This is a genomic window from Pantoea phosphatilytica, assembly GCF_051025615.1.
Taxonomy (GTDB): domain Bacteria; phylum Pseudomonadota; class Gammaproteobacteria; order Enterobacterales; family Enterobacteriaceae; genus Pantoea.
Genome location: NZ_JBPFDF010000002.1, coordinates 32615 through 49219 on the forward strand (window position 1 = coordinate 32615; position 16605 = coordinate 49219).

Consider the following 16605-nt stretch of genomic DNA (forward strand, 5'->3'; position numbering starts at 1 on the left):
TTCCTGCTGACCGAAACGGCCATACAGAGAATCGTCGGCGCGCTTTATACCACAACCAGCCAAGGGACGCCAATAAATGATCACGGCCCGGGGCCAGTGCGTTCTCTATTTGGCAGCCCATTTACGGGCTGCTAACATGACAGCACAGAGTTCATTATTGTCGAAATTTTCGACAAATGCGGATTAATTTAATGGCAATTTCAATCAAAACCCCTGAAGAAATCGAAAAAATGCGCGTTGCGGGCCGCCTGGCCGCTGAAGTGCTGGAGATGATCGAACCCTATGTTCAGCCGGGTGTGACGACCGGTGAGCTGGATCGCATCTGCCACGAGCACATCACGCAAAAGCAGCAGGCGGTTTCTGCCTGTCTGGGCTATCACGGCTTTCCAAAGTCGGTCTGCATTTCGGTGAATGAAGTGGTCTGCCACGGCATCCCCAGCGACGATCGCCCGTTAAAAGATGGCGATATCGTCAATATCGATGTCACCGTCATCAAAGATGAGTATCACGGCGATACCTCTAAGATGTTTATCGTCGGCAAACCGACGATCCAGGGCGAGCGCCTGTGCCGCATCACCCAGGAGAGCCTCTATCTTTCCCTGCGTCTGATTAAGCCCGGCATCCGTCTGCGCGAGCTGGGCCGCGCGATTCAGAAATATGTGGAAGCGAACGACTTCTCCGTGGTGCGGGAATATTGCGGGCATGGCATTGGCAAAGGATTCCACGAAGAGCCTCAGGTACTGCACTACGATGCCGATGACGGCGGCGTGGTGCTGCAGGCGGGCATGACCTTTACGGTTGAGCCGATGGTCAACGCCGGCGATTACCGCATCCGCACCATGAAAGATGGCTGGACGGTAAAAACCAAAGATCGCAGCTTGTCCGCGCAGTATGAGCATACTATTGTGGTGACGGAAAACGGCTGTGAGATTTTAACCCTGCGTAAAGATGACACGCTGCCTGCTGTGCTCGTCGCCGAAGGGTAATTCCCCGATTACAGATCAAGCCGGCGCTGAGCCGGCTTTTTTTTGGCTAAAAAAGAGAAGAGCTGCATGAGCGTGAGTCTGTCGGAAGATGTGAAGAGCGGTCTGGCCGATTCCCCGGCCGGATGGAGTGACGACCAGCTGACCCGCGACAGCCTGAAGCTGCGGCTGGAACAGTTTCAGCAGCATCTGGCTGCCGCGTTTGATGCGGGCGAAGCGGTGGAGTCGCTGATTGATGCGCGCACGCTGTTTATCGATCGGCTCCTGTGTCGCCTGTGGCGCTTTTTTGGTTTTGCGGAGATGCCGGCGATTGCGCTGGTTGCCGTGGGCGGCTATGGTCGGGCCGAACTGCATCCGCTCTCAGATATTGATGTCCTGATCCTGAGCCGTCAGCCGCTGGACGAACAGGCCGCGCAGCGCACCAGCGAACTGCTGACGCTGATGTGGGATCTCCGGCTGGAAGTGGGCCACAGCGTCCGTACGCTGGAGGAGTGCCTGCTGGAGGGGCTCTCGGATCTCACCGTGGCCACCAACCTGATTGAATCCAGGATGCTCACCGGCGACGTGGCGCTGTTTCTGGCGTTACAGAAGAATATCTTCAGCGACGGCTTCTGGCCCTCCTCCACCTTTTTTGCGGCCAAGATTGAGGAGCAGCAGGAGCGCCATAAGCGTTATCACGGCACCAGCTACAACCTGGAGCCGGACATCAAGAGCAGCCCCGGCGGCCTGCGAGATATCCATACGCTGCAGTGGGTCGCCCGACGCCACTTCGGGGCCACCACGCTGGATGAGATGGTCGGCTTTGGCTTTCTCACTGACGCGGAGCGCAGCGAACTCAACGAATGTCAGGAATTTCTCTGGCGCATCCGCTTTGCTCTGCATCTCTCGCTGCCGCGCTACGACAACCGCCTGCTGTTTGATCGCCAGCTCAGCGTGGCACAGCGCCTGAACTATCAGGGCGAAGGCAATGCGCCGGTTGAGCAGATGATGAAGGATTTTTATCGGGTCACCCGGCGCATCAGCGAACTGAATCAGATGCTGTTGCAGCTGTTTGATGAGGCGATTCTGGCACTCTCCACCAGCGAAAAACCCCGCCCTGTCGATGACGATTTCCAGCTGCGTGGCGACCTGATCGACCTGCGCGACGAAACGCTGTTCAGACGCGAGCCGCAGGCCATTCTGCGCATGTTCTACGTCATGGTGCGCAACGACAATATCAAAGGCATCTACTCCACGACCCTGCGCCAGCTGCGCCATGCGCGTCGGCATCTCAGTCAGCCGCTGTGCCAGATCCCCGAGGCGCGGCGAACCTTTATGTCGATCCTGCGCCATCCCGGCGCGGTCAGCCGGGCGCTGGTGCCGATGCATCGCCACAGCGTGTTGTGGGCGTACACGCCGCTGTGGGGCCAAATCGTCGGACAGATGCAGTTTGACCTGTTTCACGCCTACACCGTCGATGAGCATACCATCCGGGTTCTGCAGAAGCTGGAGAGCTTTGCCAGCGAAGCGACGCGGCCACAGCATCCGCTCTGCGTGGAATTATGGCCGCGTCTGCCGCAGCAGGAGCTGCTGCTGATGGCCGCCCTGCTGCACGACATAGCCAAAGGTCGCAACGGCGATCACTCGGTTCTCGGCGCGCAGGATGCGCTCGACTTCGCGGAGATGCATGGTCTGAACTCACGGGAGACGCAGCTGGTGGCCTGGCTGGTCCGCCATCATCTGCTGATGTCGGTGACGGCGCAGCGGCGCGATATTCAGGACCCGACGGTGATCCAGCAGTTTGCCGAGGTGATGCAGAATGAGAACCGGCTGCGCTATCTGGTCTGTCTGACCGTGGCCGACATCTGCGCCACCAACGAAAGCCTCTGGAACAGCTGGAAGCAGAGCCTGCTGCGCGAGCTCTTTTTCGCCACCGAGAAGCAGCTGCGACGCGGCATGGAGAACAGCCCGGATCTGCGCGAGCGGGTACGCCATCATCGCCTGCAGGCGCTGGCGCTGCTGCGGATGGATAACATCGATGAAGAGCGGCTGCACCAGATCTGGAATCGCTGCCGCGCCGACTATTTTCTGCGCCATACGCCAAATCAGATCGCCTGGCACGCCCGCCACCTGCTGGCTCACGACCTGAAAAAACCGCTGGTGCTGGTCAGCCCGCACGCCACGCGCGGCGGCACCGAAATTTTCATCTGGAGTCCCGATCGGCCACATCTGTTTGCTGCCGTGGCCGGTGAGCTGGATCGCCGCAATCTCAGCGTGCACGACGCACAAATCTTCACCAGCCGCGATGGCATGGCGATGGATACCTTTATCGTGCTGGAGCCGGATGGCAGCCCGCTTTCGCCGGATCGTCACCCGATGATCATTCAGGCGCTGGAGCAGGCGATCACTCAGTCCGAGTGGGTGCCGCCGCGCACCCGTCGCCCGTCGGCCCGGCTTAAACATTTCAGCGTGGATACCGAGGTCAACTTCCTGCCGACGCACACCGACCGTCGCAGCTATCTGGAGCTGGTGGCGCTGGATCAGCCCGGTCTGCTGGCGCGGGTCGGGGAAGTCTTCGCCGATCTGGGGGTTTCACTGCACGGCGCCCGCATCAGCACCATTGGCGAGCGGGTCGAGGATCTGTTTATTCTGGCCAACAGTGAACGGCAGGCGCTGAATGAAGAAATGCGCACAGCGTTGCAACAACGGTTGACAGAGGCCCTTAATCCAAACGATAAAGTGTGACCCGACCCGACTGGTAAACATTCATTTCTTTACTTGTGCCGGGATAGTGCCCGGCACCGCACATGACAGATCAGGAAAAAAATATGCAACAGTTACAGAGCGTTATTGAATCCGCCTTCGAACGTCGCGCTGACATTACCCCGACCAGCGTCGACAGCGAAACCCGTGATGCCATCAACCGGGTGATCGCGCTGCTGGACAGCGGCGCACTGCGTGTTTCAGAGAAGATCGACGGCGAGTGGGTAACGCATCAGTGGCTGAAGAAAGCCGTGCTGCTCTCTTTCCGCATCAATGACAACCAGGTGATGGAAGGCGCTGAAACCCGTTTTTACGACAAAGTGCCGATGAAATTTGCGGGCTGGGATGAGGCGCGCTTCAAAGAGGCCGGTTTCCGCGTGGTGCCGCCTGCGGCGGTGCGTCAGGGTGCATTCATCGCCCGCAACACGGTGCTGATGCCTTCTTACGTCAACATCGGCGCTTTCGTGGATGAAGGCACTATGGTAGACACCTGGGCGACAGTGGGCTCCTGTGCACAGATCGGTAAAAACGTTCACCTCTCTGGCGGCGTTGGTATTGGCGGCGTGCTGGAGCCGCTGCAGGCTAACCCGACTATCATCGAAGACAACTGCTTCATCGGCGCACGTTCTGAAATCGTTGAAGGCGTGATTGTTGAAGAAGGCTCAGTGATCTCAATGGGTGTCTATATCGGTCAGAGCACTAAAATCTATGACCGTGAAACCGGCGAAGTGCATTATGGTCGCGTTCCTGCCGGTTCGGTGGTGGTTTCCGGTAACCTGCCGTCCAAAGATGGCAGCTACAGCCTCTACTGTGCCGTGATCGTGAAAAAGGTGGATGCAAAAACCCTCAGCAAAACCGGCATCAACGAACTGCTGCGCACCATCGACTGATTTCAGTGACGGGCTGGAAACCAGCCCGTCATCTTTTCTTTACAGCCATTCTCAATCAGCCTGCTTCGCGCCGCGAAGGATCGGGTGCGTTTAGTTTTCATCCAGGTCATAATCCGCGCCAGTTAAATCCTGTCGCGCAATGTTCATCCCGCTACTTTATGTCTACAGTTGTCTGACGTCATGAACAAACCTGCGCGCTTCTCACTTTTGATGGAAACAACGCTATGTATGACAATCTGAAAAGCTTAGGAATCAGTAATCCGGACGACATCGACCGCTACAGCCTGCGTCAGGAAGCCAACAACGACATTCTGAAAATTTACTTCCGCAAAGATAAAGGCGAGTTTTTCGCGAAGAGCGTGAAATTCAAATATCCGCGCCAGCGCAAAACGGTCGTGGCCGATCACGCAACTCAGGGCTACAAAGAAGTGCAGGAAATCAGCCCGAATCTGCGTTATGTGATCGATGAGCTGGACCAGATTTGCCAGCGCGACCAGGTTGAAGTGGATCTGAAACGTAAGATCCTGGATGATCTGCGTCATCTGGAGAGCGTGGTCTCGCACAAGATTACTGAAATCGAATCGGATCTGGAAAAATTAACCCGTAACGGTCGTTAATTTTCCCGCCGACAGATGGGGCCAGCGTTGCTGGCCTTTTTTATCTCCCCTCTCCTCGCCTCATCCCTGCTCATCCAGCTGCAACGCCACATAGAGCAGCAGCCGATCGTCAAACTGGCCCAGATTGAGCCCGGTCAGCTCTGAAATCCGGTTCAGCCGGTATTCCAGCGTATTGCGATGAATAAACAGCGCGCGCGCCGTGGCACCCGGCTGAACGTTGTGGGTGAACCAGGCGATCAGCGTCCGGCGCAGCAGACCGTTGTTATCCATGCTCCTGAGTTTCGCCAGAGGCCGGGCGAGTTCATTGGCCTGCCAGCCACCACGCAGGCTGTCGAGCAGAACCGGCAGCACCAGATCCTGATAAAAATAGCTGCGCACGTCGGGCATCCGCTGCTTACCGACCATCATCGTCGTGCGCGCCGTCCGGTAAGAGCGGGCTATGCTGCCCGGCCCGCTGAAAAAGTTGCCCAGCGCGATGCGCATCCGCAGGTGGCCACTCTCTTTCATCCGCTGCAACAGCTGCTCGACGCGACGGCGGTGATCCTCCTGGTCGTAGCGTCCGTGCGCATTCAGGGCGGGCTTCAGCACCACCATCTCCGTCAGCGACACGATGGCGATCAGGTTATCGCGTTCAGGGGTCGTCAGCAGGGTCTGCAACTGCTGTAACTCCGACATCGCACTGTCAACGCCGAGCTGACCGCTGTCGATCTCCAGTACCGCCACCACGCGCGGCTGATTGAGATCGATCCCAAGCCGCTGCGCCCATTCGGTCAGCTGCGGCGACAGGGTATCGCTGCGGATCAGGTTCAGTACCAGCTCCTCACGCAGACGGCTATCCTGCGCCAGCATATGCAGCAGTCGCGCCTGTTCCAGCATCATCTCCGCCGTCATACAGACCAGCTCGCCATAGTGACGTAAGGCGACCGGTTCCCCCGTCAGGCCAATCACGCCGACGATGTCGCCATCAATCCGCAGCGGCAGGTTAATGCCGGGCCGCACGCCATGAAGATGTTTAGCCACCGCCTCATCGATATCGACCACCCGCGCCTGAGAGAGCACCAGCAGCGCACCTTCGTGCAACTCTCCAATGCGCTCCCGGTCACCGCTGCCGATGATGCGGCCGCGCGCATCCATCACATTGACGTTGCTGTCAATAATCTTCATGGTGCGTGCCACGATATCCTGCGCCAGCCGGGCATCAAGGTGATAGGTTGCCATCCGTTACTCCTGATAAAGAGAGGGGGAAACAGAATACGCATGCGCTCTGCGCAGAGCATTGTGCAATTGCACAGAGCCGGGGAGGCATTTACCGAATCTGCGGTCAGCATCACACTCTGACGGGGTGAACGGCGGACATAAAAAAGGCGGACCGCAGTCCGCCTCTGTGTGAGGGATAAACCCTTACTGCATCAGCAGATAGATGCTGCTGTCACCGCGTTTCACATTCAGCGCCAGCACGGAAGGTTTGGTATCCAGCACTTTGCGCAGTTCACCCAGGTTGGTCACCACCTGCTGGTTAACGCCCTGGATCACATCGCCCTTTTTCAGGCCGATGCGTGCTGCGGCGCTGCCCGGTTTCACGTTATCCACGCGGACGCCCTTGTCACCGGTGTCGACATTGCTGAGATCCGCCCCTTCAATGCCGTTATAGATGGTGGCGGACTGCACTTTCGCCTGGCTGCTCTGCTGCAGCTGCACGGAGACGTCAACCGGCTTGCCGTCGCGCAGCAGCCCCAGTTTCAGCGTGGTGCCCACCGGCAGTGAACCCACTTCGGCGCGCAGCGACGCGAAGCTGCTCAGCGGTTTGCCGTTCATCGAGACGATGACGTCACCCGCTTTGATGCCCGCTTTGGCCGCCGCCGAATTTGGCAGCACCTGGCTGACAAAGGCGCCGCGCTGTGCATCGACCTTCATCGCTTTTGCCAGCTCGGAGTTCAGCTCCGTACCCTGCACGCCCAGTTCGCCGCGTTTCACCTGACCAAACTCAACCATCTGAGCCGTCAGGTTTTTCACCATATTACTCGGGATCGCAAAGCCGATACCGATATTGCCGCCGTCCGGTGCCAGAATGGCGGTGTTAATCCCGATCAGCTCACCGTTGAGGTTAACCAGTGCACCACCGGAGTTACCCCGGTTGATCGCCGCATCCGTCTGGATGAAGTTTTCGTAGTTTTCCACGTTCAGGCCGCTGCGGCCCAACGCCGAAACGATACCGGACGTCACGGTTTCGCCCAGGCCGTAAGGGTTGCCGATCGCCACGGTGTAGTCGCCCACGCGCAGATTGTCGGAGTCCGCGATTTTCACCGCCGTAAGATTTTTAGCATCCTTCAGCTGAACCAGCGCGATGTCTGAGCTGGGATCTTTCCCGATCACTTTGGCGTCGTAGCGACGACCGTCGCTGAGCTGTACCTGAATTTTGGTCGCATTGTTGACCACATGGTTATTGGTGACCACATAGCCTTTTTCGGCATTAATGATGACGCCCGAACCCAGCGCCCGGAATTTTTCCTGCTGTGTATCGGGCGCAGGCGCGCCGCCGCCCTCACCGCTCTGGCACATCGGTGAGCTCTGGAACGGAGAACCGTCCTGGCAGAAAGGCGAGTTATCGCCAAAGAATTGCTGGAACTGTTGCGGCATACGCGGGGTTTTCACCGTGGTGGTCCCCTCGACACTGATACTGACCACAGAGGGCATCACCTTCTCCAGCATGGGCGCCAGACTTGGCTGTTGCAGACTGTCGGATGAGGCCGTTTGTGCAGCAGAAACAGTAACAGGGGCGAGGGCCATGCTCAGGCTCAATGCCAGCGCACTTAACATCAAGGTCTTTGTTTTCATTTTTCGTTTCTCAATAAGATTACTGTTCAGACCATTGCTGTGGTCGAAAGGTGAGATAAGTGTTTTAGCGCGAAGTTCCTTTAAAAGTTTAAGCTAAAGGTAAAAATTTATTCGCGCTCTTTACAATCGGCGGCTTATTCTACGGCCATCAGTCGCCGGTACTCATCCCATGCATAGAGATCGGTCATCCCGCTGATATAATCCTGAATAAGCCGGAAACGATAATAACGTTCCCACAACAGCCGTTGATATTTATGCTCCACCACCAGATTACGCATCTTATGCAGATAGGCTTTACGATGTTTGCCGGAGAGCTTGTGGAAAAGCCGGGTTTCGATGGGGTGCTGACGCAGAAAATCTTCATTTATCAGCGTGGTAAAGGCTTCATAATTCAGGCGCATCAGCGGCGCATAGATCTCCAGTAAGCCTTTGATCACCCGGTAGCCCTGCAGCTCCAGCTGCTCCACTTCGGAATGGTTAAACACCTGCTGGCGCGCAACGGTCTTAAACAGTTGCAACAGACGCCCCTCTTCTCCCTCATCCTCCAGCAGCGCATGATTAAAACTTCCCTCGAATATCGCCGGCAGATTATCAACAAAACGTTTCACGGCGTAGCTGACCAGTACGCTCTGAACATTTACGCGTAATGACATAAAAAATTGATCGCTGCGGCTGCGGCGTTTTTTACTGCAGGCTTCACGCCAGGCTTCGCCAATCGTCCGGCTGAACGCATCATTATTTTTAACCGGCCCCCAGGCTTTATTCAGAAACTCATACAAACTTTCAACATTAAAGATATCTTTTTCTACAGCGTCATCCAAATCTGCAATACAGTAGGAGATATCATCGGCCGCTTCCATTATATAGGTGAGCGGAAAGCGGTGATGTTCTTCCATATTGGTGGCGGCGCGCAGGTCAGCAATATAATCCCGTTCGGAGAGATAAAAGCCCGGCTTTTTCATTAATACGCTAAATTCGGCGGGCTTTTCTCCCTGCCACCAGGCGGGGGCGGTATATTTCAGGATGCAGGCGACCTGCGAATAGCTGAGATTGAGCTGCAGCAGCGTGTGCACCATGCGGATAGCCTGCGCGTTGCCCTCAAAGTGACAGAGATCCTGGCGAATCATCGCGTTGAGTTGATCGAACGCCCTGCGCTGCGCCTCCCCTTCCACGCCCGCCACCAGCGGATCCACCAGCTCGGCGGCGAGATGCTCTTCAAACCAGTCGTTAATGGCCGCCTCGCCAAAATGGCCAAATGGCGGATTACCCACGTCGTGCAGCAGACAGGCCATCTCAATCAGGCTCTCAAATGCCCCTTCCAGCTCGTCCAGGCCATACTGCGCCAGCCCGCCCTGCATCTTCAGAGTTTGCAGGATCTCTTTGGTGATATAGCGCCCGGTCTGCTGCACCTCCAGCGAGTGCGTCAGGCGGGAGCGGACAGCGGCGTTACGCTCCAGTGGAAAAACCTGGGTTTTCTGCTGCAGGCGGCGGATGGCGGCGGAGTTGATAATCCGTCCGCGGTCGCTCTCAAAATGACGCGTAATGTAATATTCGCCTTCCGGATCTTTTCGACTGGTATAAGGGCGCGAGAAGCTGATCTTCTTCCTGAAATTAATCGCCGACATGAATTACCCCTGACTTTTTCGTGAATTAATCCCCGGATTGCCATGTTAGACTATGCCCTAAATTTTGATTCTTTACATTAGCGGAACGCATTATGAAAGCAGGCATCATTGGCGCGATGGAGCAGGAAGTTACCCTGCTGCGCGACAAAATTGAAAATCGTCAGACGCTGTCGCTGGCGGGTTGTGAAATTTATACCGGCACCCTGCAGGGCGTTGAGGTGGCACTGCTGAAATCGGGCATTGGTAAAACCTCTGCCGCGCTGGGTACCACACTGCTGCTGCAGCTCTGTAAGCCTGACCTGGTGATCAACACCGGTTCGGCGGGCGGCTTAGCCTCCACACTCAGTGTCGGCGATATCGTGGTCTCCGAAGAGGTGCGCTATCACGATGCGGACGTCACCGCATTTGGGTATGAGCCAGGTCAGATGGCGGGTTGTCCGGCCGCATTTGTGGCCGACAGCACGCTCGTCGCGGCGGCGGAAGCCTGCATTAAACAGCTGAACCTGAATGCCGTGCGCGGTCTGGTGGTCAGTGGTGATGCCTTTATCAATGGTGCGGCGCCGCTGGCGCGTATCCGTCATCAGTTCCCGCAGGCGATTGCCGTTGAGATGGAAGCGACCGCGATCGGCCACGTCTGCCATCAGTTCCAGGTGCCTTTCGTGGTGGTGCGCGCGATCTCCGACGTCGCCGATCAGGAATCTCACCTCAGCTTTGATGAGTTCTTAAGCGTTGCGGCGAAGCAATCTTCGCTGATGGTGGAGAACCTGCTGGCGCATCTGGCGCGTGGCTAAAACGCGGCTCTTCTGCTGGCTGCTGCTGTTCAGCGGCAGCCTGTTCGCTTCCCCGCCCCGTGTGATCACCCTCGCTCCCCATCTGACCGAACTCGCCTTTGCCGCCGGGATCACGCCGGTTGCGGTCAGCGCCTGGTCCGACTATCCGCCACAGGCGAAACAGATTGAACAGGTCGCTAACTGGCAGGGCATCCGGGCCGAACGTATTCTGCAGCTGAAGCCAGATCTGGTGCTGGCCTGGCGTGGCGGCAATCCGCAGCGTCAGATTGCGCAGCTGCAGCAGCTCGGAGTGACCGTGAAATGGATCGATCCGCAGACGCTGGATGAGATGTTCACGGCGCTGGCCGATCTGGGCCGCTGGAGCCCCACCCCGGCACAGGCCACGCAGGCCGCACAGCAGCTGCGCGCACAGGCCGCCGCGCTGCGTGAGCACTACAGCCACCTCCCTGCCGTTCCGCTTTTTCTGCAGTTTGGTCAGCAGCCGCTGTTTACCGCCTCCGGCGCCACGCTGCAGGATGCGGTGATCCGGTTATGTGGCGGCAGCAACATCTTTGCAGAGAGCCGCGTCAGCTGGCCGCAAGTCAGCCGTGAGCAGGTGCTGATGCGCCATCCGCAGGCCATTGTGATCGCGGGCAGCGCCCGACAGGCGGAGAACATCCGCGCATTCTGGCGGCCACAGCTCAGCGTGCCGGTGATCGCCATCAACGAAGACTGGCTCAGCCGGCCAGGCCCGCGACTGCTGCTGGCGGCCCGACAGCTCTGTACAGCCCTGCACCCTGATCAGTAAATCAGCGAATTGATTAAAGTCCCTACAGTTTTTGCCGTTAAACACTAGCAGAGACGGACGCGCCACGTAAGCTCGCCGTCCTTTCAGCGCTTATGCGCCTTTACGACACCAGGAACTGATTATGACCAGAGCACTGCTGCTGGCCATAGGGCTATCGTTCGCCGGAACGGCGATTGCGGGATCGATCAATGGCTCTATCGCTGCCAGACTTGTTATCTATTCACGCTGTGAAATCAGCACGGCTCAGCGTCAGCCCACGCCGCAGATAGCCTGTGGCGGACAGCCGGAGGCGCAGCCGCGCGTGACAGAGAGTCAGATTCAGAGGCAGGGAAGCGTGAAGCAGCGTCATCGGCTGATTACGGTCGAGTGGTAAGCGAGGCCGTCAGGATGACGGCCTGCATCATCAGATACTGAAGGAGGAACCACACCCGCAGGTGGTTTTGGCATTCGGGTTGGTCACGATAAAGCGCGAACCTTCCAGGCCTTCCGTATAATCCACCGAACCGCCTACCAGATACTGCAGGCTCATCGGGTCAACGACCAGGGAGACGCCCTGCTTTTCAATCGTCATATCGCCGTCGTTCAGCTGGTCATCAAAGGTAAAACCATACTGGAAACCACTGCAACCGCCACCGGTGATATAGACGCGCAGTTTCAGCGCCGGGTTCTCTTCGTCGGCAATCAGGTTCTTCACCTTGGTGGCTGCGGCGTCGGTAAACTGCAACGGCAGTGCTGCTACTTCATCACTCATGTTTTACTCCGGTAAACGCCCAGGTCAGAAAACGACCTCAATTACGCTATTATCAGTCAGCACCTCAGCGCAATCAAGCTCTGCCCTTCGCACTCTGTGCCGCTTTCCGCGCGCTTAAGGGCGCTGCGGGTGAATCCGCCTTTCGTCTGCTGCCCCTCTTCCGTAGAATGGGGCGATATTTTTCTGAACCGCTGGAGCCGAAAATGAGTAAGTCCGAACAACTGTTTGCCGAGGCACAACGCCTGATCCCGGGTGGGGTAAACTCGCCAGTACGCGCATTTACCGGTGTGGGCGGCGTTCCGCTGTTTATTGAACATGCCGATGGCGCTTACCTCTATGACGCCGATGGCAAAGCCTATATCGACTATGTCGGATCCTGGGGTCCCATGGTGCTGGGCCATAACAACAGCGTAATCCGCGATGCGGTGATTGAAGCCGCCCAGCGCGGGCTGAGCTTTGGCGCACCGACCGAAATGGAAGTGACGATGGCGCAGCTGGTGTGCGAGCTGATGCCGGGCATGGAGATGGTGCGGATGGTGAACTCCGGCACCGAAGCGACCATGAGCGCCATCCGCCTGGCGCGTGGCTTTACCGGCCGCGATAAAATCATCAAGTTTGAGGGCTGCTACCACGGCCACGCCGATCATCTGCTGGTGAAGGCGGGCTCCGGTGCGCTGACGCTGGGTCAGCCAAACTCGCCGGGCGTTCCGGCCGATTTCGCTAAGCATACCCTGACCTGCACCTTTAACGACCTCGATTCGGTACGCAGCGCCTTTGCGCAATATCCTGAAGATATCGCGGCCATTATCGTGGAGCCGGTCGCTGGCAACATGAACTGCATTCCGCCACAGCCGGACTTCCTGCCGGGCCTGCGCGCGATCTGCGACGAGTTCGGTGCGCTGCTGATTATCGACGAAGTGATGACCGGTTTCCGCGTTGCGCTGGGCGGTGCCCAGGCGCATTACAACGTGCGTCCCGATCTGACCTGCCTTGGAAAAATCATCGGTGGCGGGATGCCGGTCGGTGCCTTCGGTGGCCGTCGCGACGTGATGGCCGCCCTGGCCCCGACCGGGCCGGTTTATCAGGCAGGCACGCTTTCCGGCAACCCGATCGCGATGGCCGCAGGCTACGCCTGCCTGTCGCAGATCGCGCAGCCGGGCACCCATGAGAAACTGGATGCCCTGACCCGCCAGCTGGCGGAAGGTCTGCGCGAGGCCGCCCGGCAGCAGAACATCCCGCTGGTGATTAACCACGTTGGCGGCATGTTCGGCCTGTTCTTCACCGACGCTGACAGCGTGACCTCTTACGCCGATGTGACACGCTGCGACGTAGAGCGTTTTAAAACCTTCTTCCATCTGATGCTGGAAGAAGGCGTTTACTTTGCACCCTCAGCCTATGAAGCGGGCTTTATGTCGCTGGCCCACAGCGAAGCGGATATTCAGCACACCATCGATGCCGCGCGTCGTTGTTTCGCGAAACTGTAATTCCGACAGCGTTAAAGACAAAGACCGGCAGCAGCCGGTCTTTTGTTGTTGATAAGGCTTGCCCCGCTCAGGTGTGTGAGGATTCATGAGCAGCAACCCGGGGCCGTTCGGAAAGGCGCGAAAGCCGTCATCCCTGAGATGCGATCCTGAACGGGCCCGCGCGTTGCGTTGTTCAGAAACGTACCCGGCCTTTTTATTCCAGTCACGAGCCACCGTCCGAAACCAGCCTGCATTTTCCTTTTAAACTGACCGCCTGAGCAGCCAGATAAAGTAAGGCGCACCTAAAAAGGTCGCCATCAGTCCGGCCGGGATCTGATCCGGGAACGCCAGCATCCGTCCGCACCAGTCCGCCAGCACCATCAATCCTGCCCCCAGCAGCCCCGACAGCAGCAGCTGCGGCAACGCTCGCCGGAAGCCCAGCATCCGCGCCATGTGCGGGGCCATCAGGCCGACGAAACTCAGCGGGCCGATAGTCAGGGTCGCGCTGGCGGTCAGCGCCGCGGCCAGCAGCAGCAGGCTCAGCCGCGCTGGCGTTAACGCCATACCTGCCGACCGTGCGGTCGTGCTGCCCAGCGGCAGCAGCGTCAGCCAGCGCGTGGCCAGTGGTGCCAGCCCCACCAGCAGCAGGGCGCAGAGGGCGCTCTGGATCGCCTGCGTCCCGCTGATGTTATAGGTCGAACCTGAGATCCAGGTCAGCAGCCCGCCCATACGCGGATCGCCGCTGGCCAGCAGCAGCATCAGCAGGGTGACAAAGGCGCTGTTGAGCGCCATGCCCGCCAGCAGCATCCGCTCCGGCGAGAAACCACCGCGACTGGCGACTGCCATGATCACCAGCAGCGTCAGCGCCGCGCCCAGCGCACCCGCGGGCAGCAGCCAGACCAGGGCATCGCCGGAGACAAAGAACATCATGACGACCACGCCGCAGGCTGCGCCCGAACTGATGCCCAGCACTTCCGGGCTGGCCATAGGATTACCGGTCAGCCGCTGGATCAGGCTCCCGGCCACGCCCAGCATCAGACCGGTTACCAGCGCGGCCAGCAGCCGTGGCGCACGCCACGGAAGCAGAGCGTGCAGCATCTCACCGGCTGAGATACGCCAGCCCTGCGCATCACGTCCGAACGCCAGCCCGCCCCACACCAGCAGCCCAAGGATAATCAGGCCGATCAGCAGCCAGCGCAGCAGGTTCTGGCGCTCGGCGTGCACCCTGTCGCCCTGATTCAGCGCCGGTGGCACAGAACCGGTGCGGAGGCGCGGCAGCAGCCACAGAAGGATCGGCACGCCGAGCAGAGCCGTGGCCGTGCCTGTCGGGATGTCGCGCCAGTGCTGGCTTACCCACATCACGCAGCTGTCCGCCAGCCAGAGCAGCAGCGCGCCCGTCAGCGGGCCCAGTATCATGCGGCTGATGAGCCGCCGTCCCCCAAGCAGCTTCGCCAGCAGCGGCGCAAACAGCCCGATAAAGCCAATAATCCCGGCGACATTCACCAGCTGGGCGCTGAGCAGGATCGCCAGTCCCAGCCCGCCGATCCGGGCGACCGACAGCGAAAGCCCCAGATTTTTCGCCACGTTGTCATCCAGCCCCATCAGCGTCAGCGGACGCAGCAGCGCCAGCGCCACCACAAACGCCAGCAGCAGGCGCGGCCAGAGCTGCTGCACATTCTCCCAGCCCATCTGATTGAGCGCACCGGTGCTCCAGAGAAACATGTTCTGCAGCTGATCGTGATTGAAGATTGCAAAGATCTGATTAACCGCGCCGCTGTAGAGGCTCAGCACCAGCCCGGCCAGGATCAGCGTGACCGGCGACAGCCGTCTGCCCCAGGCGACGCCAAAGACCAGCGCACCCACCAGCAGCGCACCGCTCAGCGCCGCAAACTGCTGCGCCAGCACCCCGCCCGGCAGATGCCATAGCGTGGCGACGGTAATCCCCAGCTGGGCGCCGGATGAGACGCCCAGTGTGGTCGGTTCCGCCAGCGGATTGCGCAGGATCTGCTGAAACAGCAGACCCGCCAGACCCAGCCCCGCCCCCACCAGCAGCGCCAGCACCGTGCGCGGCAGCAGGCTGTAGTGAAACACCATCTGCGGCAGATTATCGACGGCCGGAGACCAGACCGCCTGCCACCACTCAGCCTGCGGCAGCGCCTGATGCAGATTCGTCAGCGTGAGGCTCAGCGCCAGCAGAAACAGCAGGCTGAGGAGGCCCGCAGGAAGCAGAGCGTGACGCATCATTGTTTCTCCAGCGCGCGTTCCAGCACGCGAACAAAGTGCAGCGCCGAGAGCGTGGCACCGTAATACCAGACGGCGGGCACACGCTGAAAGCGTCCGCTGCGCACAAACGGCAGCGCCTGCCACAGCGGGCTGCGCATCAGTTGCTGCATCTCCGCATCGTTGTCGTGATCGAAACAGAGGGTCTCGACGTCGCCCGCCTGCGCCAGCTGTTCGATGCCGATCACCGCACTGCCCCAGAAATTGGTTTCGCCGTGCCAGCCATTTTTCAGGCCCAGCAGGGTCATCACCTCCAGAAACAGGCTGTTTTTACCAAAGGTGATGGCGTGACGGCTGTCGAGCAGCGACATCAGCAGGATCGTACGTCCGGCATAGGGCGCCAGACGCTGACGTGCCGCCGCCAGTTCCGCATCGACCTCACGCAGATGCTGCTCCGCGCGGTCGCTTATTCCCAGGCGCGCCGCCAGCTGACGCAGCGATGCCCGCGCGGCGGTAAAGGGCTTACCGTCACCACTGTGGAGGTCAAACCCCATGGCTGGCGCAATGCGTTGCAGTTTATCTTTTGCGGGGCCGTAGCCATTGGAGCAGAGGATCAGCGACGGCTGCATCTGCGCCATCAGCTCAAGGTTCGGTTCGGTGCGCAGACCCACGTCGATCACGCCAGCGGGAAGCGATGGCTGTCCGACCCAGATGTTGTAGTTGTGCAGATCGGCCACCCCATAAGGCGTGATGCCCAGTGCCAGCAGAAGCTCGGTGGGTAACCACTCCAGCGCGATAATACGGCCGGTCCGGGGTGTGGCGGCACGCAGGGGGATGACACAAAACAGCGGTGAGGCCGCCAGCGCCAGCATCAGCCTGCGGCGTTCAAGATCGGGCATCA

14 protein-coding genes are annotated in these 16605 nt (G+C 59.1%); 8 read left to right on the forward strand and 6 right to left on the reverse strand.

Translation table 11 applies throughout. The features are described from left to right. The first annotated feature begins 191 nt into the window (after positions 1-191). The 4 genes from map (at position 192) to ACR6AS_RS10470 (ending at position 5232) form a co-directional block, all read left to right on the forward strand. Positions 192-986, forward strand: coding sequence for a type I methionyl aminopeptidase (gene map / locus ACR6AS_RS10455; protein WP_111140264.1), 795 nt, complete (start codon positions 192-194; stop codon positions 984-986). Between the two features lie 66 nt (positions 987-1052). Continuing rightward, positions 1053-3707 (forward strand): bifunctional uridylyltransferase/uridylyl-removing protein GlnD, encoded by a 2655-nt coding sequence (glnD, locus tag ACR6AS_RS10460; protein WP_111140265.1) that lies wholly within the window; start codon positions 1053-1055, stop codon positions 3705-3707. An 83-nt stretch (positions 3708-3790) separates the two neighbouring features. Beyond that, entirely contained in the window at positions 3791-4615 is an 825-nt protein-coding gene (dapD, locus tag ACR6AS_RS10465; RefSeq protein WP_111140291.1) for a 2,3,4,5-tetrahydropyridine-2,6-dicarboxylate N-succinyltransferase, read from the forward strand. Positions 4616-4839: 224 nt separating this feature from the next. Further along, complete coding sequence (locus ACR6AS_RS10470) at positions 4840-5232, forward strand: DUF3461 family protein (RefSeq protein ID WP_010254085.1); 393 nt, start codon at positions 4840-4842, stop codon at positions 5230-5232. A 60-nt stretch (positions 5233-5292) separates the two neighbouring features. Here the strand turns inward: ACR6AS_RS10470 and ACR6AS_RS10475 are convergent, their stop codons facing one another. The 3 genes from ACR6AS_RS10475 to dgt form a co-directional block, all read right to left on the reverse strand. After that, positions 5293-6450 (reverse strand): CdaR family transcriptional regulator, encoded by a 1158-nt coding sequence (locus ACR6AS_RS10475; protein WP_111140266.1) that lies wholly within the window; start codon positions 6448-6450, stop codon positions 5293-5295. A 183-nt stretch (positions 6451-6633) separates the two neighbouring features. Then, entirely contained in the window at positions 6634-8067 is a 1434-nt protein-coding gene (degP, locus tag ACR6AS_RS10480; RefSeq protein WP_434162065.1) for a serine endoprotease DegP, read from the reverse strand. Between the two features lie 134 nt (positions 8068-8201). Next, on the reverse strand, positions 8202-9692 hold the full coding sequence (gene dgt, locus ACR6AS_RS10485; protein ID WP_111140268.1) for a dGTPase: 1491 nt from the start codon (positions 9690-9692) through the stop codon (positions 8202-8204). Positions 9693-9784: 92 nt separating this feature from the next. Here dgt and mtnN point away from each other — a divergent pair, with 92 nt between their 5' ends. The 3 genes from mtnN to ACR6AS_RS10500 all read left to right on the forward strand — a co-directional run bounded on the left by mtnN (position 9785) and on the right by ACR6AS_RS10500 (position 11643). Then, positions 9785-10483: a 5'-methylthioadenosine/S-adenosylhomocysteine nucleosidase gene (gene mtnN / locus ACR6AS_RS10490; protein WP_111140269.1), complete on the forward strand. Its 699-nt coding sequence runs from the start codon at positions 9785-9787 to the stop codon at positions 10481-10483. After that, positions 10476-11270: a vitamin B12 ABC transporter substrate-binding protein BtuF gene (btuF, locus tag ACR6AS_RS10495; protein WP_293774855.1), complete on the forward strand. Its 795-nt coding sequence runs from the start codon at positions 10476-10478 to the stop codon at positions 11268-11270. Before mtnN ends, btuF begins: the two co-directional genes overlap by 8 nt. A gap of 121 nt (positions 11271-11391) precedes the next feature. Beyond that, positions 11392-11643 (forward strand): hypothetical protein, encoded by a 252-nt coding sequence (locus tag ACR6AS_RS10500; protein WP_111140271.1) that lies wholly within the window; start codon positions 11392-11394, stop codon positions 11641-11643. A 30-nt stretch (positions 11644-11673) separates the two neighbouring features. On the opposite strand, the gene erpA is transcribed toward ACR6AS_RS10500, so the two are convergent. Then, complete coding sequence (gene erpA, locus ACR6AS_RS10505) at positions 11674-12021, reverse strand: iron-sulfur cluster insertion protein ErpA (RefSeq protein WP_111140272.1); 348 nt, start codon at positions 12019-12021, stop codon at positions 11674-11676. A gap of 203 nt (positions 12022-12224) precedes the next feature. On the opposite strand from erpA, the gene hemL reads away from it, so the two are divergent. Next, positions 12225-13505 carry a glutamate-1-semialdehyde 2,1-aminomutase gene (hemL, locus tag ACR6AS_RS10510; protein WP_293774851.1) on the forward strand — a complete coding sequence of 427 codons (1281 nt, stop codon included), beginning with the start codon at positions 12225-12227 and terminating at the stop codon, positions 13503-13505. Between the two features lie 240 nt (positions 13506-13745). On the opposite strand, the gene fhuB is transcribed toward hemL, so the two are convergent. Next, positions 13746-15725, reverse strand: coding sequence for a Fe(3+)-hydroxamate ABC transporter permease FhuB (gene fhuB, locus ACR6AS_RS10515; protein WP_434162372.1), 1980 nt, complete (start codon positions 15723-15725; stop codon positions 13746-13748). Beyond that, entirely contained in the window at positions 15725-16603 is an 879-nt protein-coding gene (fhuD, locus tag ACR6AS_RS10520) for a Fe(3+)-hydroxamate ABC transporter substrate-binding protein FhuD (RefSeq protein ID WP_111140274.1), read from the reverse strand. Before fhuD ends, fhuB begins: the two co-directional genes overlap by 1 nt. Positions 16604-16605 lie beyond the last annotated feature (2 nt).